Genomic DNA, 24,491 nt, shown 5'->3' with positions numbered 1-24,491 from the left:
AACAGAGCGTCATCCTTCGTGACTCTGGATCCCCGCCTTCGCGGGGATGACGATGAAAGAGTCAGTTGGCGGCCAGAAACGCCGTAACCGTCAGCCGCCCCGTCGCCGGATCATTATCCAGCACCGCCCCGGGCGAGATCGCCCCGCTATGGAGCAGCGCGCTCCGGTAGATCACCGCGCGATTGGGCCGGGCCTCGACATGCGCGATCCGCTCGAACAGAGCCGTGTCCCCAAATGGATAGGCAGCCACCGGCGGATCGGCGCGCAGCTCGGCGTTGAGCGCCGCCAGATAGGCCGGCGAGCGCGCCGCGTCGATCGTTTCGAAACCCGTCGCGCGGTGGCGGAAGAAGCTGGTGCCGTCTCCCTCCGCCAGATAATGGACCAGCGCGATGCGCCCCGGCTGCACCGCATCGACGTGCGGCAGCCGCTGCTCGATACCGAGTTCGGCGGGCGGCGTGATCACGATAGAGAAGCTGGCATCGAGCAGCTCGACGCCCTTCCCCGCCCCCAGCACTTCGCGAAGCACCGGCGCCAGCCCGGCGCGCACTTGGGCGAAATAGTCGGCGGGCAGCGGCGCGCGGATACCCGGATAATGGTGCCGCCCAGGCTCGAACACCGCCGCCAGCGCTGCCGCGCGCAGGTTCTCCGGATCGGGATGGAAGCCATCGACGATCGCGATCGGCTGCCCCTCGGCACCGATTCGCCGCGCGACGATGTCGGGCTTGATCACCCCTCGCCCATGATCGCCGCCAGCGCCGCGTCATGCAGCGGCAGCGTGGGCGCGGCGCGCTGGATCACCTCGGCGACCTGACGGACCTGCGCACTGTTGGTGGCCGCATCGAGCACGTCAGCAAGCGGGTTGTAATCCTCCGCCACGATCTCCTGCCCGTTGAGCACCGCCAGCCAGCTCGCGTCGCGGAACAGCTCCTCGCTGCCCAGCATCAGCCGGCCCGAGCGGCGATACTGCTCCTCGCGCGCCACCAGGCTCTCGGGCAGCGCCATCTCCCGCCGCTCGACCCAGAACGGCTCGGTGCGGCCGGGATTGGCGTGGTAGTGGAGGATCAGGAAGTCCTTGATGTTGTCCATGTCGGCGTTCAGCAGCGCGTTGTACCGATCGGCCAGCGCCGGATCCATGTCGCGGTCCGGGAACAGGGTCAGCAGCTTGGCGATGCCGCTCTGGATCAGGTGGATCGAGGTCGATTCCAGCGGCTCGAGAAAGCCCGAGGAAAGCCCGAGCGCCACGACATTGCCCACCCAGGCCTTGCGCCGCGTGCCTGCCTTGAAGCGCAGCGTACGCGGCTCGGCCAGCGCTTCGCCGTCGAGATTGGCCATGAGGATGCCTGTCGCCTCATCCTCGCTCATGAAGCGGCTGGAAAAGACATGGCCGTTGCCGATCCGGTGCTGGAGCGGGATGCGCCACTGCCAGCCCGCCGCCCGCGCGGTGGAGCGGGTGAAGGGCGTGGTATGCTCGCCCCGCTCGCAGGGCACCGCCACCGCGCGGTCGCAAGGCAGCCAGTGCGACCAGTCCTCGAAACCGCTCCGCATCGCCCCGTCGATCAGCAGCGCGCGAAAGCCCGAGCAGTCGATGAACAGGTCGCCCTCGATCCGGTCGCCGCGCTGGGTGGTGAGCGCGGTGACGTTGCCGGTATCGGCGTCGCGCTCGACATCCTGCAGCTTGCCCTCGACGCGGGTGACGCCCGCCGCCTCGGCCAGCCCGCGCAGGTGGCGGGCATAGAGGCTGGCGTCGAAATGATAGGCATAGCCGAGCGTCGAGAGGATCGAGCGGGAATCGCCGGTCGGCATGGCAAAGCGGCCCTGCTTCGCCAGTTCCTCGGCCAGCGAGAAGGCGGAGAGCGGCAGATCGAGCCCCTCGCCCCGTGCCTTGATCCAGCGATGGTGGAAGGCGACGCCCGGAAAGGGCACGCCGAAGGTCCCGAAGGGGTGGAAATAGCGATAGCCCGGGCGCACCCAGTCGACGAACTCGATGCCCAGCTTGAAGCTCGCCTTGGTCTCGCGGAGGAAGGCGCCTTCATCGAGGCCGATCAGCTGGTTGAACCAGTGGATCGTCGGGATCGTCGCCTCGCCGACGCCGACGATGCCGATCTCCTCGGATTCGAGCAGGGTGATGTCCAGCGTCCGCCCGAACTGGCTGGCCAGTGCGGTTGCGGTCATCCAGCCAGCGGTGCCTCCGCCCAGGATGACGACGGAGCGGACGCGCCGTGCGCCGCCTGCCTTGGAGGAAATCGCGTCGCTGGGTGCAGGCATCGGGCTTCTCGCTTGGTTCGAAGCCCGGGATTAGCGCGCCGCGCCCATCCTTGAAATGCATTTCTTCAGCAAGGGGATCACCGGAGCGGACCTGCCGCTCCGGTGAAATCACCCCCTCCCGCAGGTCTGCGCCTGCCTCAGAAAGCCGCGCTGACCGAGAAGACCACCGCGGCGTCCGCGATCGACTTGCCGTCCTTCACCCGCGAGAAGTTCGGCTGGATATAGGCCGAATCCGCCTTGGTGATGCTTGTATCGACATAGGCGACACCGATGGTGAGCGGGCCGACGGCAGCATCGGCGCCGATCAGCCAGTCGAGATAGGAGCCGGTAGGCGCCACGCTGGTGCCGTTCGGGCCAAGGCCCGGATTGCCCTTCGAGCCGCCGAGATGCGCCTTGAGCGTGATCGGGGTGTTGGGGATACCGCTGCTGATATCGGCCCAGAGATAGAGATTGTCTTCCTTGTCGCCGGGCGTGCTCTCGGGCGTGTTGCTCCAGTTGCCCAGCGCTTCCTGTGCGGGGGCATAGGCGACGCCGGCGAGCATCGAGACCGGGCCGATCGAGCTGCTGAGCTTCACATAGGGCTCGGCGAAGTCGGTCTTGTCCGCGCCCGAAGGGTACATGTACCAGGTCACGCCGACATCGACCGCCAGCCCGTCGCCCAGGTCCCTCTTGTAGCCGGCAATCAGGTCCAGCTCGGTGTTGGAGCCCCCGAACGTACCCCAGCCGGCGAGGTTGGAGGCCCAGACGCCGCCATAGAGGCCGCTTTCATGGCTGACGGTGATGCCGCCCTGGACGGCGATGCCCTTGTCGCTCTGCGAGACGCCGCGGAAGCGATAGTCGGATACGAGCGCGACGTTTCCGGAAACGGTTACCGGCTTGGGCGGCGCTTCTTCCTGAGCGAAAGCCGGAGCGGCCGTGCAGCTGAGCACGGCCGCGATCAGGTACTGTTTCATGCGGGTATTCCCCTTTGATCGAGAATGTTCCCGCCTGCGGTCGGAAAGTGCGGCCCTCTCATCCGGGATGGGAGTGGACGGGGGACGCTGCTTTCCGACCTTCAACATGCCGGCCCAGTCTGGCCGGCGGGTTGCTCCTTCGTAAGGAAATGTTGCTGGACGTCAGGCCGGCTGGAGCCTGCGCAGCTGATCGGGGTTGCCGCTCAGCTCCACCTTGAGGCCCCGCGCCCGGCGGCGCTGCACCCAGTCGCGAAGGGTTTCGGCGCTGGTGTGATCGATCGCCGGCACCTTCTCAAAATCGAGATGGACCGGCTTGTCGCCGGGTACCGCGTCGAGCGCGCTGTTCAGCTTCGGCAGCGTGACGAAGGTCGCCGCGCCGTCGAGGTTGATGCGATGCGCGTCCTCGCCATGCTCGGCATCGACCTTGAGGCGCAGGCGGCGGAAGTGCGGCAGCAGCTCCAGCACCGAGAGCGCCAGGCCGACCAGCACGCCGGTCAGCAGGTCGGTCGCGATCACCAGCACGAAGGTCACCGCCCAGATCGCCGCCGGCAACAGGCCGTAATGGTGGAAAAGATGGCGAACATGACTCACGCTCACCAGCTTCCAGCCGGTGACGACGAGCACGCCGCCCAGCGCCGCCATCGGGATCTCGCGCAGCAGCCAGGGCAGCAGGGCGGCGAAGCCGAGCAGCCAGGCGCCGTGCAGCACCGCCGACATGCGGGTGATCGCACCCGCCTGGACGTTGGCCGAGCTGCGGACGATCACGCCGGTCATCGGCAGCGCGCCCGCGATGCCGCAGAGCAGATTGCCCACGCCCTGCGCGCGCAGTTCCTTGTTATAGTCGGTGCGCACGCCGTCATGCATGCGGTCGACCGCGGCGGCCGAGAGCAAGGTCTCGGCACTGGCGATGAACGCCACCGCGACTGCGGCGATGATGATCGTCGGGCTGAGGAACGAGCTCAGGAAGTCGCTGCCCGGCAGGGTCACCGCCGAGGCGAGCGAGTCCGGCACCGCGACGCGGACCACATCGAGCCCGAAGCCGAAGGCGACCAGCGTCGCGCCGACCACGCCGACCAGCGCGCCCGGGATCAGCTTGAGCGCAGTGGGCTTGAGCTTGTCCCAGCCGATCATCAGCACGATGGTCAGCACGCCGAGCGCCAGCGCCAGCTCGGTACCGGCGATGTTGGTCGGCTCGAGGCCGAACAGACGGCTCGGCAGCGCCGCGAGGTTCTCGAGGCCGCTGGAGAGCGGTTTGGCGTCGAACAGGGTGTGGAACTGGCCCACCACGATCAGCGCGCCGATGCCGGCGAGCATGCCGTGTACCACAGCGGGCGAGATCGCGCGGAACCAGCCGCCGACCTTGACCACGCCGGCCAGCACCTGAAGCGCACCGGCGAGCACGAGGATCGCGCCGAGCGCGGCGAGGCCATGCTCGCGCACCAGCTCGAAGACGATGACCGCGAGGCCGGCCGCCGGGCCGCTCACCTGGAGCGGCGAGCCGGCGATCAGGCCGACGACCACGCCGCCGATGATACCGGTCAGCAGGCCCTTTTCGGGCGGCATGCCCGAGGCGACGGCGATGCCCATGCAGAGCGGCATCGCGACGAGGAAGACCACGATCGAAGCCGTGAAATCACGGACGACCCAGCCCTTGGGGAGCGCGGAGGTCATTCGGCGGCCTCCACCAGCTCGAAGTCGGCAGCGCGGCGCTGGGCCGACTTCACGGCGACGGGAAGCGGCTGATCGTCACGGACGACGATGAAGCGGTTCGTCTCGCCATCCAGCGCCAGGATCTGGCCGGCATGAATGTCGACGAACCAGCCGTGCAGCGCGATCTCGCCGCGCGCGATGCCCGAGGCGACCGACGGGTGGGTGCGGAGATGGGCGAGCTGCGCCACGACATTCTCGAGGCTGATCGCGCGGACGCGGGCGTTCTCGTCGAGGCCCGGATAGGCATCGGCGACGACCTTCTGCGCGGCGTCCGAATGGTTCAGCCACACGGCGACGTTCGGCATGGCCGCGACCATCTCGGGATGGGCGACCGCCTTCATCGCGCCGCAGTCCGAATGGCCGCAGACGATGATGTCACGCACGCCGAGCGCCATCACGGCATATTCGACGGTCGCCGAGACGCCGCCGATCTTCTGCGCGAAGGGGGGCACGATGTTGCCGGCGTTGCGGCAGACGAACAGGTCGCCCGGCTGTGCCTGCATGATATGCTCGGGCACGACGCGCGAATCGGCGCAGGAGATCATCAGCGCCTTGGGGCTCTGCCCCTGGGTAGCGAGCTTGCCGTAGAGGTCGCTCTGGTTCGGGAAGACGGTCTTCTCGAAGCTGAAGACCCGGCCAATCAACTCGTTCACGGTTGCAACTCCTTTTTACTCGGAGTGCAACCTAAGGGGTCAATCTTGCCGCAGCGCAGCGCTACTGTGAGGAAGTGTTGCCGTCAGCCCGGCAGACGGATTTCCGCGATGAGTCCTGTGTTCGGGGGGCTTGCATTGGTGAGGCTGAGCCGCCCCTTCTCCAGCGCGACGGCCTGCTGCACGATGGCAAGGCCAAGCCCCATGCCCTTGGTATTGCGGCCCCGCTCGACGTCGAGGCGGACGAAAGGCTGCAGCGCCTCCTCGATCTTCTCAGGCGGGATGCCGGGGCCGTCATCGGCCACACACAGCACCAGCTCGCCTTCCTCCTGCGCCACATGGACCTGCACCGATTTGCCGTAGTGCAGCGCGTTTTCGATCAGGTTGCTCAGCGCCCGGCGGAGCATCGAGGGACGCACCACCCATTCGAGGTGCGGCGGGCCCGTATAGGTCGCGTCGCGCCCGCGATCGGTCGCGTCCTCCACCAGAGTCGCCGCCATCACCGCAATGTCCACCGCCACTGCCGGCTCGGGATCGTCCTCTCCCTTGAGGAAGGTAAGCAGCGAGGCGATCATGTCGTCCATCTCGCCGATATCGTCGAGCATCGCCCGGCGGCTCTCCTCGTCGTGCACATCCTCGAGCCGCAGCTGGAGCCGGGCGAGCGGGGTGCGCAGATCATGCCCCACCGCGGCCAGCGCCTGGGTGCGGTTCTCGATCAGCTCGTGGATGCGGCGCTGCATGCCGTTGAAGGCGTGGATCAGCCCGCGGATCTCGGCGGTCCCCTCCTCCTCGACCGTCACCCGCTTGCCGGAGCCGACATGGCCGATCGCATGGATCAGCTTGCGCAGCGGCAATAGCGTGCTGCGGATCAGCAGCGCGCCGAGCGTGAGCAGCAGCAGCGCCGGCACGAGCGCGACGAAGGTGCGCTCGATCGCGAACTGCCAGACCTGCACGGCTTCGCGGGTCTTGAACACGATCCAGCTGCCATCGGGCATGCGCATCTCGCCGGCGACGACCTGGCCATGCGCGCTGGGTGCCAGGCGGAGCTGGAGGTGCGCTTCCTTCAGGCCCTTCTCCCAATTGGTCACCTGCGCCTCCATCCGCTTCTGGCGCGGCGGGAAGGCGGGGCGCTGGGGAATGGCGGGCGACCAGCGGACGACGTAGCGATCGGTGGTCAGCTCCTGCGCCGCCTCCGCCCGGGCGGCGGGCGGGCGCTCGGAGAGCAATTTCTCGGCGATCACCAGATGCTCGGCGAGCCGGTGCGCGTCGCTCTCCTCGATCGAGTAGCGCGAGGCGCGCTCGTACAGGAAGGTGCTCGCCCCGAACTCGATCGCGACGGTGAGCAGCAGGATAAGCAGGATCCTGCCGAGCAGCCCCAATGGATGGCGCGGCAACAGGCTCAGGAGCGGGTTACCTCCGCGCGGAAGATATAGCCGATGCCGCGCACCGTGCCGATCGGCGGCTCGTGCCCGGCGGCGGAGATCTTGCGGCGCAACCGGCTGACCAGCACGTCGACGCTGCGGTCCGAGCTGTCGCCCAGGCGGACGCGGGACAGCTCGACAAGGCGCTCGCGGGCGATTACCCGCTGGGGCTGGCCGAGAAAGGCGGCGAGCAGGTCGAACTCGGCACCTGTCAGCTCGACCACCGCGCCACTAGGCGACTTTACCTCGCGGCGGGGAAAGTTGACCGTCCAGCCGTCGAAATGTGCCTGGGTCTCGCGGTCGCCGCCCGCCATCCGCTCGAGCCCGCCGCGGCGGAGCACCGCGCGGATCCGGGCGATCAGTTCGCGGGTGCTGAACGGCTTGGCGAGATAGTCGTCGGCGCCCAGCTCGAGGCCTAGCACCCGGTCATGCTCGTTGCCGCGCGCGCTGATGAAGATGATCGGCACGTCGCTCTTGCGCCGCACCTCGCGGCACAGGTCGATGCCGCTGGTGCCGGGCAGCATGATGTCGAGCAGGACGAGGTCGACCGGGCCATTGTCGAACGCCACCCACATCTCCGGCGCGGTCGATGCCAGGCGGACCGAATAGCCGTTTTCCTGGAGCGCGCGGGCGGTGAGGGTTCGAAGCGCGGGATCGTCCTCGACCAGAACGATGACGGGCGCGGTCATTTCATGGTCTCGCATGCATTCATGGCTGGCACTTAGGGCTCCTGCCCTTTCTGCTCAAGAGAGCCCCTGTCGGGCAATGCTTTGTCACACGGGAGCAGCGCTTCGTAACGCACGGGAAAAGCTTCCTTACAGCCGCGCAAAGCGCCGATCGGACGCGCGCATTATTTCCGGCTGCAAAGGAGATTCCCCATGAAGTTCATCCTCCCGATCGCAGCCGCTGCCTGCCTGCTCGCCGCCCCCGCCGTCCAGGCCCAGTCGCTGCACGAAACCCACCAGCTCGTCTGGGCGCCGTCCGGCAAGACCCCTGTCGCCCATTGGCGCCTACGTGACCGTCCGGCCTGCCAGCCGGTGCAGAGCCATCACCAGGCCGGCAAGACCGCCCTGCCCGTGCGCGCGAAATGCGCCGTCCAGGCTACGCCCTCGACCGGTCGCTAAGCCCACCCTTTCGACACGCCAATTGCAAAGCCTCCGGCCCACCGGCCGGGGGCTTTGTCGTATTTTCCGACAGCCGCAAATCCATGAGATACCGCCCAAAAACCACGGGAAACGTAGCGGAAATGCTTTTGTATACGCCCCGGTAACGAATCGTTAACGCGCCCTGCTGCACCGCGAGAAGTGAACGTTTCGCCTGAGTCACGAGGAGTGCAAGGACGCGGCATTCAGGGGCCGTAATCCGACTTCGTATCATCGATGGGTTCGCCAGATTTCTGCACACTCTGCCTTCCGGCGGGGTGTTTCGTCACGTCCGCATGCCGTCGGGGAGTAAGCTTATCATGATCACGAACGCGAAGCCGGGCCACGAGATCGACCATGCCGCCGCCGGCCGCCGCCGCAAGCTGCTGGCAGGCGCGGGCGGCGCGGCGCTGGCACTCTCCCTGCTCTTCCCCGGGGCGGCCTGGGCCGATGACTATGTGGTGAACAGCGAGGCGGAGCTGCAGGCGGCGCTCGCCACCATCGCCGGCAATTCGGACAATGCCCCCCGCATCGTGCTGGGCTCCAGCTTCAGCGTATCGACCGCCACCTTCACCCTGCCGAACAAGCCGGTCACCATCGATACGCAGGGCTTCGTGCTGACCGGCCCGACGACCGGCCCGGGCACGCTCATCGCCGGTCCCTCAGGCACCAATACCCTGGTCCTGGCCGGCAATTTCGCCGGCAACAACGGCGTGACTTCGGGAACCTTGTCGCTGACGGGCACGGGCACCGTCACCAGCAGCGCGACGATCCGCGGCAGCACGGTGAACAGCGCGGGTCAGGAGCCGGGCATCGCCCTCAGCCTGAACGACACCGGTACCTTCGTGAACAACGGCACCATCATTGCCGGCGATTCGATCTCCTATACGCACTTCACGACAGGCGGCAACGCAGGCGTGGCCGTATCGATCAACACCGGCGGCACGCTGATCAACAACAGCCTGATCCAGGGCTCGAGCGGCCAGAGCGGCAGCGATGGTTTCGCCATCTATTCGCGCAACATCGGCCAGACCTCTTTCATCATCAACAACGGTACGATCCGCGGCGGATCGAACAGCGATCCGGCCTTTGCCGGCGGCGCGGCGATCCGTGGCATCGGTTCCTCGCTGCTGACGCTCACCAATGCGGGCACGATCGAAGGCGGCAACGGCGCCGCGGCGATCCAGAGCTTCGACCAGGCCTGGTCGGTCAAGATCATCAACACGGGCACGATCCGGGCCGGCGCCGGCAGCACCGATGCGATCCGCATGGACACCAATGGCGGCACCCGCCTGTACCTCGAGCTGTGGGCGACCTCGAACATCGAGGGGAATGTGACCGCGAGCGTGAGCGGCACCGAAGTCCTTGGCTTTGGCGGCCCCACCGATGCGAGCTTCGACATCTCGCAGGTCTCGCCCACGGGAAAGTATCGCAACTTCAACACGTCCGACAAGTTCGAGAAGAACGGCACCAGCACCTGGACGCTGACCGGCACGAACGCGATGCTGATGGACTGGACCATCAACCAGGGCACGTTACAGGTCGGCGATGGCGGTGCGGCCAGCGTGGCGTTCCGCCAGGTGACCAACAACAGTGCCCTCGTCTTCAACAGCAGCGCCGCCAACACCGTGAGCAGCAGCATCAGCGGCACCGGATCGATCCGCCAGAGCGGATCGGGCACGACGACTTTGCTCGCGAATAGCACTTATAGCGGAGGCACGACGATCACCGGCGGCACGCTTTCGGTGGCCTCGAACGGCGCGCTCGGGGACGTGTCCGGCGCGCTCACGATCAATGGCGGCGCGCTCCAATGGACTGGCGCAAGCGGCAGCATAGCGCGCACGATCAACTGGGGAGCGAGCGGCGGCGGCTTCGAGATCACTACTGTCGGCAGCAACCTGACCATCGGAGGGCCGCTGCTGGGCGGCGGTGCGCTGGTCAAGTCGGGCGCGGGCGTGCTCACCCTGGTGGGCGATAACACCTACACGGGCGGCACGACGATCGCCTCGGGCACGCTGAACATCGGCAATGGCGGAACCACCGGCTCGGTGCTGGGCAACATCCTCAACAACAGCACCGTGGCGTTCAATCGTACGGATGCCTTCACCTATGCCGGTTCGATCACCGGCACCGGCGGTGTGGCCAAGCCGAACACCGGAGCGCTCACGCTCACCGGTCAGAACAATTATGGCAGCGGGACCACCATCTCAGGAGGACAGTTCCTCATTGCGGGGGGCGGAACGACCATCTCCGGCGGCGCCACCTCGATCAACGTCAACACCGCCGTGCCGGTCATTCTCGGCATCGACGGGGCGGGCTCCGCCTTCAGCACCACTGCTATCACCGGAGCCGCAAACCTCAACCGGACGATGACCGTCAGCGTCACCAATGGCGGGCATCTCACAACCACGACCGGCGACATCTCGCTGCGGGCTTCGACCGTCTCGGCCGCTTCGACCAACACGGCAGAACTCATCGTCGACGGCGCGGGCTCGCGGGCCGATGTGGCGGGCGGGCTGGTGCTCGCGAATTCGGGTGTCACCAACGGCAAGTTGACGATCAGCGGCGGTGGCGCACTGCGCACCGCGGGTACGAGCATCATCGGCTTCGCGACGGGCAATACCCGCGGCGTGCCGTCGGCCACGATCTCGGGCGCGGGATCGAACTGGACGAGCACCAATTCGCTGGTGATGAGCAATGGCGACTTCATCCTGAGCCAGGGCGGCACGGCGAGCTTCGCCAGCGCCACCTTCGGAACGGCGACGCTGCCGGCGACGCTCATCGTCTCGGGTGCCGGCTCGACGCTGGCCACCACCGGCGGCGATCTGGTGATCGGCAGCGGCGCGGGCACCGGCGAGCTCGTGCTGAGCAATGGCGGCGCGGTGGACCTTGCCGGATCGCTGGTCCTGGCCGATGCCGGCACTGCGACCGGCATCCTCAGCATCGGCGGTGCCGAGGGCCAGGCCGCCGCCGCGACGGGCGCCTTCACCGCGCCGACGGTCACGCTGGGCAGCGGCACCTCGCGCCTCAACTTCAACCACACCGACAGCGACTATCTGTTCAGCGCCGCGATCTCCGGCGCGGGCGCGATCAACCAGGTGGCCGGCACCACCAACCTGACCGGCGCCAGCGGCGCCTTTGCCGGCGTGGCCAATGTCACGGGCGGCACGCTGCGGGTGAACGGCACGCTGGGCAATGCCGCAAGCGTGGTCAATGTGCTGAACGGCGGCAGGCTGGGCGGCGCCGGCACGATCGGCGGCAGCGTGATCGTCGCCGACGGCACGATCGCGCCGGGCAACAGCCCGGGCACGCTCACCATCGCGGGCAACCTCACGCTGGGGACCAACTCGCTGCTCGACTATGAGTTCGGCCAGTCGGACGTGGTCGGCGGGCCGATGAACGACCTGATCGAGGTGGGCGGCGACCTGCGGCTCGACGGCACGATCAACGTGACGGTCACGCCGGGCGGCGAGTTCGGCGTCGGCGTCTACCGGGTGCTCAGCTATGGCGGCACCCTGGACGACCAGGGCCTGGCGCTCGGCACGACGCCGGGGGGCATCGTCCAGGTCCAGACCGCGGTCGGCGGGCAGGTCAACCTGGTCAACTATGCCGGCGCGGCGCTCAATTTCTGGGACGGCAACGGCGCGCGCGGCGACGGCACGATCACCGGCGGCACCGGGGTGTGGCAAGCCGCGACGGGCAACGACAACTGGACGCTGTTCGACGGCTCGATCAACAGCCCCTATACCGACGGCAATTTCGCGATCTTCATGGGCGCGGCCGGCACGGTGACGGTCGACAACAGCCTGGGCGCGATCAACGCATCGGGCATGCAGTTCGCACGCAGCGGCTATGTGATCACCGGCGGGACGATCGGGCTGGTCGCGCCGCAGTCGATCATCCGCGTGGGCGACGGCACCGCAGCGGGCGCCGGCTACAGCGCGACGATCGCCAGCGCGCTGGGCGGATCGGGCCAGCTGGTGAAGACCGATCTCGGCACGCTCGTGCTGACCGGCGCCAACAGCTATGCCGGCGGCACCGCGATCAACGGCGGCGTGCTGCAGGTGGCGAGCGACGCCAATCTGGGCGACGCTGCGGGCGGGCTGAGCTTCAACAACGGCACGCTGCGGATCGCCGGCGACATGACCTCGAACCGCGACGTGGTATTGGCAGGCGCGGCCACCGTCACCACGACCGCCGGCTCGGACTGGGTGCTGGGCGGCGACATCGGCGGCACCGGCGCGCTCACGATCAACACCAGCAACACCGTGACGCTGACCGGCGATGCCACGCACAGCGGCGGCACCACGATTACCGGCATCGGCACGCTGCTGATCGGCAATGGCGGCACCAGCGGCACGATCGCGGGCAACATCGTCAACAACGCCAATATCCGCTTCGACCGCGCGGATGCCTCCAGCTATGCCGGCTCGATCAGCGGCTCGGGCAGCTTCAGCAAGGCGGGCGCCGGGCAGCTCAACCTGACCGGCAGCAGCAATTGGGCCGGTTCGGCGCAGATCCAGCAGGGCGAGCTTCGCATCGCCAGCGGCAACACGGTCACCGCGGCGAACCAGACCAGCCTGAGCAATGGCGGCACCCTGACCGTCTCCGGCATCGGATCGACCTTCACGACCGGGTTCATCACCGCATCCGGCACGAGCGGCGCAGCATCGACGATCAATGTCGAGAATGGCGGCGTGCTGCGGACCACGGTGAGCGGGCTGGCGCTCCGCTCCGGCCCCGCGGCGCCCCTCGCTGCGGCGAACCTGAACGTGACCGGCGCCGGCTCGCTGGCCGACCTGCTCGGCCCGCTCGCCATCGCCAGCAGCGGCGGAACCTCGATCGCGAACGTCACGATCAGCGGGGGCGGCACGCTGCGTTCGACCGGCGCCAACCAGATGGGTGCCGCGGTCGGCAACGTCACCGCCCCCACCCTGACGATCACCGGCGCCGGCTCGAACTGGACCAGCACCGGCACGCTGGCGATGACCAATGGCAGCTTCTCGTTGCTGAACGGCGGCGCGGCGAGCTTCGCCTCGGCGGTGATCGGATCGGCGACCACGCGGCCGGCCGCGCTGCTGGTCTCGGGGCCGGCATCGGTATTCACGACGAGCGGCGACCTGACCATCGGCACCGGCACGGGCACCGGCGTGCTCACTTTGGCCGATGGCGGCAGCATCGCGGTCGGCGGCACCTTCACCCTGGCCGACAATGCCGGGGCGACCGGCGTGCTCAACATCGGTGGTGCGGAGGCCGCGGCGGCAGCGGCGGCCGGCCTGTTCACCCTGCCCGCGCTCGACCTGGGCAGCGCGACCTCGCGGATCAACTTCAATCATACGAACCCGGCCTATGCCTTCGCCGCTCTGATCAGCGGCGCGGGCAGCCTCAACCAGACCACCGGCACGACGATCCTGAGCGCGGCGAACAGCTATAGCGGCGCCACCAACGTCACCGGCGGCACGCTGTTGATCAATGGCGACCAGTCCGCGGCGACCGGGCTCACCACGGTGGGCGCGAACGGCACGCTCGGCGGCACCGGCATCATCGGCGGCAATGTCGACATGAGCGCCGGCGGCACGCTGGCGGCGGGCTCGAACGGCGTCGGCACGCTGACGATCAACGGCAACCTGACGCTCGGCGCGGGCTCGCATCTCGGCTTCGAGCTGGGCCAGGCCTATACGGTCGGCGGACCCCTAAACGATCTGGTCGATGTCGGCGGCAACCTCACGCTCGACGGCACGGTCGACGTGACCACCTCGGCGGGCGGCAGCTTCGATGTCGGCATCTACCGGCTGCTCAACTATGCCGGCGCGCTGACCAACAACGGGCTCGTGGTGGGCACCCAGCCGGCGGGGGCGGAAGCCTTCGTCCAGACCTCGGTCGCCGGGCAGGTCAACCTGGTCAATATCGGCGGGCTTACGCTGAACTTCTGGGACGGCGCGGCCGGCCCGAAATTCGACGGCGCGATCGCCGGTGGCACCGGCATCTGGCAGGCGCACACCGGCAACGACAACTGGACCGACCTGAGCGGCGCGCTCAACGCGGGCTTCTCCGACGGCGCGATCGCGATCTTCACCGGCACCGCGGGCACGGTGACGGTCGACAACAGCCTGGGCGCGGTCACGGTGTCGGGCATGCAGTTCGCCACCAACGGCTATGCGATCACCGGCGACGCGGTGACGCTGACCGGTGCGCAGGCGGTGATCCGGGTCGGTGACGGCACTGCGGCAGGCGCAGGCTATACCGCGACGATCGCCAGCGCGCTCACCGGCGCGAGCCAGCTGGTGAAGACCGACCTTGGCACGCTCGTGCTGACCGGCGCCAATGCCTATACCGGCGGCACGCGGATCGAGGGTGGCACGCTCCAGATCGGCAATGGCGGCAGCATCACCGGCGACGTGGTGAACAACGCCGCGCTGGTGGTGAACCGCACCGGCACGCTGACGCTGGGCGGGGCGATCTCGGGCAGCGGCACGCTGACCCAGACGGGCGGCGGCACGCTGATCCTGGGCGGGGTCAATAGCTATGCGGGCGGCACCACCGTCACCGGCGCGAGCATCGTGCAGGTCTCCAGCGACGCCAATCTGGGCGCCGCAGCAGGCGTGCTGGCGCTCCAGGGCGGCACGTTCCAGGCCGGCGCCTCGTTCAGCTCGGGCCGCGCGATCACGCTCGGCAGCGCGACCTCGAACCGCATCGACACGCAGGGCTTCGACGTCACGCTGAGCGGCGTGATCGGCAATGGCGCGGGCAACATGTCGGGGAACTTCCTCGACAAGATCGGCACCGGCACGCTGACGCTGACCGGCGTCAACAGCTATTCGAACCGTACCCTGATCGCCGCCGGCACGCTGGCGCTGGCGGGCAATGGCACGATCGGCGCGGGCAATCTGATCGTCGGCGCGGGCACGGTGTTCGACATCTCGCAGACCAATGCCGGCGCGCGGGTGATCCAGCTCAACAGCGGCGCGGCGGGCACGATCGCGCTCGGCTCGAAAGTGCTGACGCTGGGCGCCACCCTCTCCTTCTCCGACTGGTCGGGCAGCATCGCCGATGGCGGCATCGGCGGCGGTACCGGCGGCAGCGTGGTGATCCAGGCGCCGAGCGGTGCGGTGCGCTTCCTCGAGGCACAGAGCTATACCGGCGGCACGACCGTGAATGGCGGCACGCTGGCGCTGGTCGGCAATGGCGCGCTCTATGCGGGCGGCGCAGTGACGGTGAATGCCGGCACGGTGTTCGACATCAGCGGCCTTACTGGCTCCGGCACCACGATCGGCGACCTGTCGGGTGCCGGCGCGGTCGCGCTCGGCGGCAAGACACTGCGCTTCGGCACCGCCAACGGCACCAGCTTCACCGGCACGATCGCCGGCAGCGGCGGGCTGGTGAAGTCCGGCACGGGCAGCTTCACCCTGACCGGCGCCAACAGCTACACCGGCACGACCAGCGTCACTGCCGGCACGCTGCTGGTCAATGGCGACCAGTCGGCGGCGACCGGCCTCACCACCGTCGCCAGCGGCGCGACGCTGGGCGGCTCGGGCATCCTCGGTGGCGACGTGCTGATCGCGGACGGCGGCACGCTGTCGCCAGGCAACAGCCCGGGCACGCTCACCATCAATGGCGGGCTGACCCTGTCGGCGGGTTCGACCCTCGCCTATGAGTTCGGCGCGGCCAATTCGGTAGGCAGCCCGCTCAACGACCTGGTCAATGTCGGCGGCAACCTGGTGCTCGACGGCACGATCAACGTCTCGGTCTCGGCCGGCGGTGCGTTCGACATCGGCTTGTATCGGATCGCCAATTATGGCGGCACGCTCACCAATAACGGCCTCGCCATCGGTACCATGCCGGCAGGTGCCGAGCTGAGCGTGCAGACCTCGATCGCGGGCCAGGTCAATCTGGTCAACACCGGCTCGGCCGTGCTCAACTTCTGGGACGGCAACACGGGTCCGAAGTTCGACGGCGCTATCGCCGGCGGCGGCGGCATCTGGCGTGCTACGGGCACCGACAATTGGACCGATGTCAGCGGCGCGGTGAACTCGGCGTTCGACAATGGCGCCATCGCGATCTTCGCCGGCGCGGTGGGCAATGTCACCATCGACAACAGCCAGGGCGCAGTGACCGCGGCCGGCCTCCAGTTCGCGGCCCATGGCGACTATGTCATCCAGGGCGGCACGCTGACCCTCACCGGCCCGCAGTCGGTGATCCGCGTCGGCGACGGCAGCGTGGCGGGCATCGGCTATAGCGCCAACATCCAGTCGGTGATCGCGGGCAACACCCAGCTGGTGAAGACCGATATCGGCCGGCTGATCCTGGCCGGCGCCAATAGCTATACCGGCGGTACCGCAATCAATGGCGGCGTGCTGGAGATCGCGAGCGACGCCAATCTGGGCGCGGCCTCGGGCGGTCTCAGCTTCAATGGCGGCACGCTCAACACCACCGCCGACATCGGCTCGGCACGCGCCGTCACGCTCGACGGACAGGGCGTGCTCGCCACCGATGCGGGGACGACGCTGACCTTGAGCGGCGCGATCACCGGCGCGGGCAATCTCGCCAAGACCGGCACCGGCACGCTGGTGCTCGGCGGAACCGGCAGCTTCACCGGCGGCACCCAGGTCGCCCAGGGCACGCTGCTGGTGAACGGCAACTTCGCCGCGACCACCGGCGTCACCACCGTCGCGGCGGGCGCAACCCTTGGCGGCACCGGCACGATCGGCGGCAATGTGACGCTGAACGGCACGCTGTCGCCGGGCGCCGGCGGTGCCGGAACCCTGACCATCGGCGGCAATCTGGCGATCGCCCAGGGCGCGACGCTCGCCTATGAATTCGGCTCGGCGAACGTCGCCGGAGGCGCGCTCAACGACCTGGTCAATGTCGGCGGCAACCTGGTGCTGGACGGCACGATCAACGTGTCGGTTCCCGCCGGCGGCGCCTTCAGCGCCGGCATCTACCGCGTGTTCAACTATGGCGGCACGCTCACCGACAATGGCCTGACCCTCGGTGCGCTGCCGGCAGGCAGCAACGTGGCAGTGCAGACTTCGGTCGCCGGCCAGGTGAACCTGGTCAACTTCGCCGGCCTTACGCTCAACTTCTGGGACGGCGCCGCCGGCCCGAAGAACAATGGCTCAATCAACGGCGGCACCGGCATCTGGCAGAACGGCACCGGCAACGACAACTGGGCCGACGCCTCGGGGGCGATCAACGCGGCCTATAGCGACGGCGCCTTTGCGGTGTTCGGCGGAACCGCCGGCACGGTCACCGTCGACAACGGTCCCGGCCAGGTCGCCGCTTCGGGGATGCAGTTCGCTGTCGGCGGCTACACCGTCACCGGCGGGTCCATCGCCCTTGCCGGCGCGCAGGCGGTGATCCGGGTCGGCGACGGCAGCACCGCGGGTGCGGGCTATACCGCCACGATCAACGCGGCGCTCACCGGCGCGAGCCAGCTGGTCAAGACTGATGCGGGCACGCTCGTCCTCGGCGGCACCAACAGCTACACCGGCGGCACGCTGGTGACCGGCGGCACCGTGCAGATCGCGAGCGACGCCAATCTGGGCGCGGCTTCGGGCGGTCTGACTCTCGATGGCGGCACCCTCGTCACCACCGCCACGCTGGCCAGCACCCGCAACCTCGTCCTGCAGGGCGCGGGCACCCTCTCGACCGCAACCGGCACGAGCTTCACGCTGGGCGGCGTGCTTTCGGGCACGGGCAACCTCACCAAGGCCGGCACCGGCACGCTGGTGCTGGGCGGCGCCAGCGCCGGCTATGCCGGTATCGCGCGCGTGTCGGCAGGCACGCTGGCGGTGACGGGCGTGCTGGGCGGCTCGGTCAATGTCGATGCAGCCGGCCGTCTCGAGGGCACGGGAACGGTGGGCAACGTCACCAATTCCGGCACGATCGCGCCCGGCCTCTCCGGGGTCGGCACGCTCACTCTTACAGGCACTTATACCGGCGCCAAAGGCACGCTGGAGATCGAGGCGGAGCTGGGCGGCGACGGAGCACGCGCAGACCAGCTGGTGGTGGGCGGCGCGACGGCGGGCACCACGCTGGTCAAGGTGACCAACCTTGGCGGCACCGGCGCCCCCACTGTCGAGGGCATCAAGATCGTCGATGTGGCGGGCGCCTCGAACGGCGTGTTCACGCTCGAAGGCGACTATGTCTTCGAAGGCGCCCCGGCGCTTATCGCCGGCGCCTATGGCTACCGGCTCTACAAGAACGGCGTCGCCAACCCGGCCGACGGCGACTGGTATCTCCGTTCGGCCCTGTTGAGCCCGGTGGCTCCGCCGGCCACCCCGCTCTACCAGCCGGGCGTGCCGGTCTATGAGGCCTATGGCCAGACGCTGGCGACGCTCAACGCCATCGGCACGATGCAGGAGCGCGTCGGCAATCGCCGCTGGTCCTCGGGCAGCGACGGCATCTCGGGGATCTGGGGCCGGATGGAGAGCGCCCGCTCCCGGCCCAATGCCGTGCAGTCGACCAGCCTGTCCGACGTCAATGTCGACAGCTGGAAGGTCGAGCTCGGCGTCGATCGGGCGGTCAGCACCCGTGGCGACGGCTCGACCCTCGTGGTCGGCGTGCTGGGCAGCTATGGCGAGGCGCGGGCGAACATCGCCTCGCCCTTCGGCAATGGCAGCATCAAGACCCGCGGCTATGGCGCGGGCGCGACGCTCAGCTGGTTCGGGCCGCAGGGCTTCTATGTCGACAGCCGGGCGCAGTTCACCTGGTTCGACAGCAAGCTGAAGTCGAGCGTGCTCGGCAAGCTGGCCGATGGCAATGACGGCACCGGGCAGGCCTATAGCGTCGAGGTCGGCAAGCGCTCGCCGCTCTCGAGCAAGCTGTCGGTGACGCCGCAGATCCAGATGACCTATTCGACCGTCGGCTTCGATCGCTTCACCGATCCGAACGGAGCGGAAGTCTCGTCGCGCCTGGGCGACAGCCTGAAGACGCGCTGGGGCATCTCGCTCGATCGCCAGGACGCCGGCAGCCACCTCTATGCAGTGGCGAACCTCAGCTATGAGTGGCTGGACGGCACGGTCACCCAGGTCTCCGGAACGCCGATCGCGCGCAGCAACGAGCGGCTGTGGGGCGAGTTCGGGCTGGGCGGCAGCGTGCAACTCGGCAGGGTGACGCTATACAGCCAGGTCTCGGCGGACACCGCGCTCCGCGACTTCGGCAAGAGCTACAGCCTGAAGGGCACCGGCGGCCTGCGCCTCGCCTTCTGATCGGGCACGGCCGGCACCCCCCAGGGTGGCCGGCCGCTGCTTGCGTTCGGGACTTGGCATCGGCGCGGCGCCGGTCCACACATTACAAAATGATGGATTCTCCCAATCTGGCCCGATCTCCCTGTCGGGTTTCCACCTCTCGCACGTCTAGCTAGCCGGGAAGGCCGTGCGGGACCTTGCGAACATGCTCGCCAAGGCAAAGCGCGCGGTCGTGCGGCGTGGTGTCGCCGAACAGGATGCGGACGAGCTGGTGCAGGAGGCGTTTCTCAGGATCGAGCGCTACGAGCGCGACCAGACCGCCCGCTCGCGCGAGGCGCTGCTGGTGACGGCCGCGGTCAACCTCTCGATCGATCGCCGGCGGCGCGATGCGCGCGCCCCCTTCGCCGATGTCAGCGACCTCGCCAACATTGCCGACTCGACACCGAACCCGGCGCAGATCATGGAGCAGCAAAAGCGGCTCGAACATGCCAGGGCCGGTCTGGAAACACTGCCGGAACGAACCCGCCGCATATTGCTGCGGCGGCGGCTCGAGGGAAGCAGCTACGCCGAGATCGCGGCGGACGAGGGGATGAGTGTGGCGGCGGTGGAGAAGCAGGTGGCGCGTGCGACGCTCCAGCTGATGCAATGGATGGACGGCTGGTGAGCCATTCCCCTCCCCGTGCCTCGGCCGAAGCCGCAGCGTGGCTCGCACGTCTGCAAGGCGATGCGCGAACCGCCGCGCGCGAAGCTGCGTTCAAGGACTGGCTGCGCGCAGATCCTGCGAACCAGAAGGCGTTCGAGCAGGCTACCGACATCTGGGCCGACCTGCCCGGCGCCGCGGCGCTGATGGGCGAACGCCCCGCGCCTCGCCCCCTGCCCGCGCGGCGGCATCTGCCCATCCGCGAGCTGGCCCTCGCCGCCTCGCTGCTGCTCGCGATCGGGATCGGTTCCTTCTTCTGGCTGTCCGAGCCCTCCGCCTATTCCACCACCATGGGCGAGCAGAAGGTCGCGACGCTCGAGGACGGCAGCCGCATCGCGCTCAATACCGACAGCAGCGTCGAGGTGCGCTACGATCCCGCCCAGCGGCTGGTCGAGCTGGACCGCGGCGAGGCGATGTTCGAGGTCGCGCACAATAGCGCCCGCCCGTTCATCGTGCGTGCCGGCGACAAGCAGATCCGGGCGGTCGGCACCAGCTTCGTGGTGCGGCGCGACCGCGGCGAAGTGATCGTCACCCTGCTCCAGGGCAAGGTGGCGGTTACCGACATCCGGCCCGCGCCGGTCAAGCTGCCCCCCACCTATCTCAACCCCGGCGACCGGCTGCGTGCACCGGTGGAAGGCCCGGCGCGGATCGATGCACAGACCGCCGACGCCGCCACCGCCTGGCGCCGCGGCCAGGCGATGTTCGCCGACACCCCGCTGGGGGACGCGGTGACCGAGCTCAACCGCTATGGCGGCCCGCGCCTCGTCATCGACGATCCCCGCCTTGCCGGGCTGCGCGTCTCCGGCGTGTTCGCCACCAACGACACCGCGGAATTCGCCCGCGCCGTCGCCGCGCTCCACGGGCTGCGGGTCGAGCAGAACGGCCAGACTATGCACATCGTGCGCTGATTTCGCGCGGGGTGACATTTTTGTTTCTTTGCCATGTCGGTTTCGCAACGCAGCATCGTCTAGACCCATGAGGGAGCAAGCGAAGGGGTCGCGCTCCCGGGGGGAAAGCAATGCCGTCCAAACTCACGCTTGCCATGCTCGCAGCCAGCAGCTGCGTCTTCGTCATCCCGGCCGCCCAGGCGCAGACGCGCTACAGCTTCGACATGGCGGCACAGCCGCTCGAAGCGGCGCTCCGCTCGGTCGCCACGCGTACCTCGACCAACATCATCTTCGACGGCCCGTCGCTGCGCGGCCGCGCCGCGCCGGCGCTGCACGGGGAATTCACCGCCCGTGACGCCTTCCAGGCGCTGCTCCAGGGTTCGGGCCTGTCGCTCAACGTCACCCAGGGCGGATCGTACATCGTCGTCGCCCCCGCCGCGCAGAACCGCACCAGCGGCGACAAAGGGTCGATCTCCGGGCACCTGACCCGCGACGAGGGCGGCCGCGCCCTGGCCGGCGCCCTGGTCCGCATCGTCGAGACCGGCCAGACCACCACCGCCGACGACAATGGCGACTTCAACTTTCCGAGCATCGCGCCCGGCCAATATACGGTGGAGATTTCCTTTCTCGGCTTCGAGACCCGCTCGCAGCTGGTGGCGGTCGGATCGGGAAACGCGTCGACCGTCGATCTGGCGCTGAACGAGGGCGCTGAGGAAGGCGTGCCGATCGTCGTCTATGGTACGCGCAGCGCCCGCGCCAACGCGCTCAACCTGCAGCGCTCGGCCGAGAACAACACCGAAGTCGTCTCCGCAGACGATTTGGGCAATTTCACCGGCACCACCTTTTCCGACGCGCTGCGCCGCACCGCCGGCGTCTCGTTCCAGCGGGACAGCGTGACCGGCGACGGCACCAACGTGATCGTCCGCGGCCTCGATCCGGACATGAACAACGTCAAGCTCAACGGCCTGCAGCTGCCGGTCGGCAACGGCACCGGCCGCTCGGCGGACCTCAGCAACCTGCTCGCGGATTCGGTCGGCAAGATCACGATCAGCAAGAGCCTGCTCCCCAGCCAGGACAGCGCCGGCACCGGCGGCCTGATCGAGATCGAGACGCTGTCGCCGCTCAACCGGCCGCATCGCTATGCCAGCCTCCAGATCGAAGGCGGGCTGAGCGGCAAGGACTTCAGCAAGGACTTCCTCGTCTCCGGCACCGTCGCCGGGCGCTTCGGCGCGCAGGACAATTTCGGCCTGAGCGCCTCGGTCCAGTATCGCCGCAACTCGGTGCGCAACATCTCCTACAACACGGTGACCAAGTTCGGCGCGCTGCTGCCCAACGCCGCCAACGGCACGCCGACGCTGACCTCGCCCGACGCGGTGGATCCGCACACCAGCTTTCCCTACGTGCCGGGCGACGACGGCGCCTATGTCACCCAGCTCTTCGCGAGCTTCAATCATGTGAAGCAGACCACGCTGGCGGCGACGGTCTCGGCCGAATGGAACATCGGCAACCACACCAACCTGAAGTTCGACTTCCAGCACGCCGAGAGCGACCGCACCTATTATTCGATGACCGACATCTTCGGCGGGCTGAGCAAATATTCGGACATGCCCGGCGGCGACGCCGTCTCCGCGCTGAATCTGAGCCTTGCGCCCGGCAATGCCGCGATCCAGCGCGAGCAGCAGTACAGCTATGATCCGAACGCCAAGACGATCACCGACACCTACAGCTTCTCGGGCAAGAGCACGGCGGGCAAGCTGACCTTCAATTATCTCGCCGGCTATGCCCATGGCAGCGAGAACCACGACCGCAACACCACGCTCGACCTGCGCATGCCGGACAGCGACGCGACCGCTGCGCTGTTCCAGCCCAGTGCCACCGATGCCAAGCTCGGCTATATCGTGACCCCGTTCGGCCGGCGCAGCGGCCGCGATATCCCCATCCCGCTGCTGAGCAGCGCCGGCTGGGCGCTGATCAACGATCCGTCACGCTACACCATCACCGCGGGAACCGGGGGGATCGACACCACCACCGGCAGCAACAATCGCTATACCGGCGATGTCAGCCTGCGCTGGGACATGGACTGGGGCTTCCTGAAATACGTCCAGGTCGGCGCCCGCTACGAGCGCACCGAGTTCGGCAGCGACCTGCTGCGCACCCAGTTCGGCGGCAGCGCGTCGATCAAGGAGCTTGGCCTGCCCTTCTCGCCTACCGACCTGACCCGCGTGGGCGTCACCGGCGCCAACTTCACGGCGATGAGCGAAGGCACGGCGATCGGCTTCTTCAACAACATGCGCGATTATCTCGCCAAATATCCGCAGTTCACCCTTGCGCCCATCGCCCCGGCGATCGGCCAGGACAAGCAGGGCACGCGCGAGGACAATTACGCCGCCTATGTCCAGAGCCGGCTGCAGTTCGGCAAGCTCGAGGTGATTGGCGGCGTGCGCTACAATCGCACCGACCTGCGCGCCACCAACCTGGTGTTCCCGACCTATGTCGGCCCGCTGCTGAACAGTGGCGGCATCATCGGCGCCGACGTTCCGTTTCAGAACGCGTTCAGCAAGCTGGTGACGGAAACGGCCAAGTCCGAGGATTTCCTGCCGCGCGTGCTGTTCAACTTCCGCCAGAGCGACAATCTGATCTTCCGCGGCGGCTATTTCCTGTCGGTCGCACGGCCGCAGATCGGCGAACTCTCGTCGCAGACCCGGATCGCCTTCATCAACCTGCCGATCCCGGGGCCCAACGGCATACAGCCGCGACTGCAGATCGATTCGGGCAATCCCAACCTGAAGCAGGCGACCACGCACAATTTCGACCTGAGCGCCGAATATTATCACAAGATCGGCATCATCAAGCTGGGCGGCTTCTACAAGCGGATCGACAACCTGCTCCAGTCCAACCGGACCGATGGCCCGGCCAACCTGGCCAATGTCACCCTGCCCAATCACCCCTATTTCCAGGGCGCACCCTATTTCGATCCGGCACACCCGGAGAATTACTTCATCACCGGCGGATCGCCGATCAACAGCCCCCACGCCGCCACCATCTGGGGCGTGGAAGGCCGGTTTGAGCGGCAGTTCGAATTCCTCCCCGGCGCGCTGGGCGGCCTCGGCATCATCGCCAACTATACCTACACCAAGAGCAGCCGCTATCAGCGCTACAGCTGGGCCTATGCGACCGCCGGCCAGGACGCCGTCTATGAATTCGGCGGCCTGCCGTTCAACCAGCAGCCCAAGCATTCGGGCACCGTCGCGCTGACCTATCAGAAGTACGGCTTCGACGGCACGCTGGCCTATAGCTTCCAGTCGAAGTCGCTGGACAATTTCTACCCGCGCGGCCTGTCGGTCTACAACCAGGGCGTCCGGACGCTCGACCTGCGCGGCGAATATTACATCGACAAGGGCCGGAAGTACCGACTCTACATCGAGGGTTCGGACCTGCTCAAGGGCACCGAGACTCCCGATGTCCAGCAGCTGATCTACGGCACCTACACCCGCGCCACCTATCTGGGCGGCCGCAAGTTCAAGATCGGCGCCGCCGCGATCTTCTGACGACTGCACGCTCCTGCCGGCTCCTT

Annotated in this window: 12 protein-coding genes; 5 read left to right on the top strand and 7 right to left on the bottom strand. The window is 68.0% G+C overall.

Annotated features, from left to right (window positions below; genetic code table 11):
• Nucleotides 1-61: 61 nt before the first annotated feature.
• From J2W22_RS20040 to J2W22_RS20010, 7 genes are all read right to left on the bottom strand, one after another.
• On the bottom strand, nt 62-730 hold the full coding sequence (locus tag J2W22_RS20040; protein WP_307120046.1) for a DUF6445 family protein: 669 nt from the start codon (nt 728-730) through the stop codon (nt 62-64).
• Nucleotides 727-2,265 carry a tryptophan halogenase family protein gene (locus J2W22_RS20035; protein ID WP_307120045.1) on the bottom strand — a complete coding sequence of 513 codons (1,539 nt, stop codon included), beginning with the start codon at nt 2,263-2,265 and terminating at the stop codon, nt 727-729. Before J2W22_RS20035 ends, J2W22_RS20040 begins: the two co-directional genes overlap by 4 nt.
• A gap of 137 nt (nt 2,266-2,402) precedes the next feature.
• Nucleotides 2,403-3,218, bottom strand: a complete 816-nt coding sequence (locus J2W22_RS20030; RefSeq protein ID WP_307120044.1) for a TorF family putative porin — start codon at nt 3,216-3,218, stop codon at nt 2,403-2,405.
• A gap of 162 nt (nt 3,219-3,380) precedes the next feature.
• Nucleotides 3,381-4,889: a SulP family inorganic anion transporter gene (locus J2W22_RS20025; RefSeq protein ID WP_307120043.1), complete on the bottom strand. Its 1,509-nt coding sequence runs from the start codon at nt 4,887-4,889 to the stop codon at nt 3,381-3,383.
• A complete protein-coding gene (locus tag J2W22_RS20020; protein WP_307120042.1) occupies nt 4,886-5,581 on the bottom strand; it encodes a carbonic anhydrase in 696 nt (231 codons plus the stop codon). The genes J2W22_RS20025 and J2W22_RS20020 overlap by 4 nt, the downstream gene beginning before the upstream one ends.
• 83 nt (nt 5,582-5,664) lie before the next feature.
• On the bottom strand, nt 5,665-6,972 hold the full coding sequence (locus J2W22_RS20015) for an ATP-binding protein (RefSeq protein WP_307120041.1): 1,308 nt from the start codon (nt 6,970-6,972) through the stop codon (nt 5,665-5,667).
• 5 nt (nt 6,973-6,977) lie between these two features.
• Nucleotides 6,978-7,688: a response regulator transcription factor gene (locus J2W22_RS20010; RefSeq protein WP_307120040.1), complete on the bottom strand. Its 711-nt coding sequence runs from the start codon at nt 7,686-7,688 to the stop codon at nt 6,978-6,980.
• 189 nt (nt 7,689-7,877) lie between these two features.
• Between J2W22_RS20010 and J2W22_RS20005 the strand changes: the two genes are divergently transcribed.
• The 5 genes from J2W22_RS20005 to J2W22_RS19985 all read left to right on the top strand — a co-directional run bounded on the left by J2W22_RS20005 (nt 7,878) and on the right by J2W22_RS19985 (nt 24,465).
• Nucleotides 7,878-8,123, top strand: a complete 246-nt coding sequence (locus tag J2W22_RS20005) for a hypothetical protein (protein ID WP_307120039.1) — start codon at nt 7,878-7,880, stop codon at nt 8,121-8,123.
• Between the two features lie 338 nt (nt 8,124-8,461).
• Nucleotides 8,462-19,351: an autotransporter outer membrane beta-barrel domain-containing protein gene (locus tag J2W22_RS20000; protein WP_307120038.1), complete on the top strand. Its 10,890-nt coding sequence runs from the start codon at nt 8,462-8,464 to the stop codon at nt 19,349-19,351.
• A gap of 184 nt (nt 19,352-19,535) precedes the next feature.
• Nucleotides 19,536-19,994 (top strand): RNA polymerase sigma factor, encoded by a 459-nt coding sequence (locus J2W22_RS19995; protein ID WP_307120037.1) that lies wholly within the window; start codon nt 19,536-19,538, stop codon nt 19,992-19,994.
• The gene (locus J2W22_RS19990) at nt 19,991-20,938 is read left to right on the top strand and encodes a FecR family protein (RefSeq protein ID WP_307120036.1); all 948 of its coding nucleotides are present in this window, start codon (nt 19,991-19,993) and stop codon (nt 20,936-20,938) included. The genes J2W22_RS19995 and J2W22_RS19990 overlap by 4 nt, the downstream gene beginning before the upstream one ends.
• Nucleotides 20,939-21,048: 110 nt before the next feature.
• Nucleotides 21,049-24,465, top strand: coding sequence for a TonB-dependent receptor (locus tag J2W22_RS19985; RefSeq protein ID WP_307120035.1), 3,417 nt, complete (start codon nt 21,049-21,051; stop codon nt 24,463-24,465).
• The last annotated feature ends 26 nt before the right edge of the window (nt 24,466-24,491 follow it).

The organism is Sphingomonas kyeonggiensis (genome assembly GCF_030812785.1).
Taxonomy (GTDB): domain Bacteria; phylum Pseudomonadota; class Alphaproteobacteria; order Sphingomonadales; family Sphingomonadaceae; genus Sphingomonas; species Sphingomonas kyeonggiensis_B.
The sequence above is the reverse complement of the archived record's forward strand: the minus strand, read 5'-3'. Positions and strand labels throughout refer to the sequence as shown.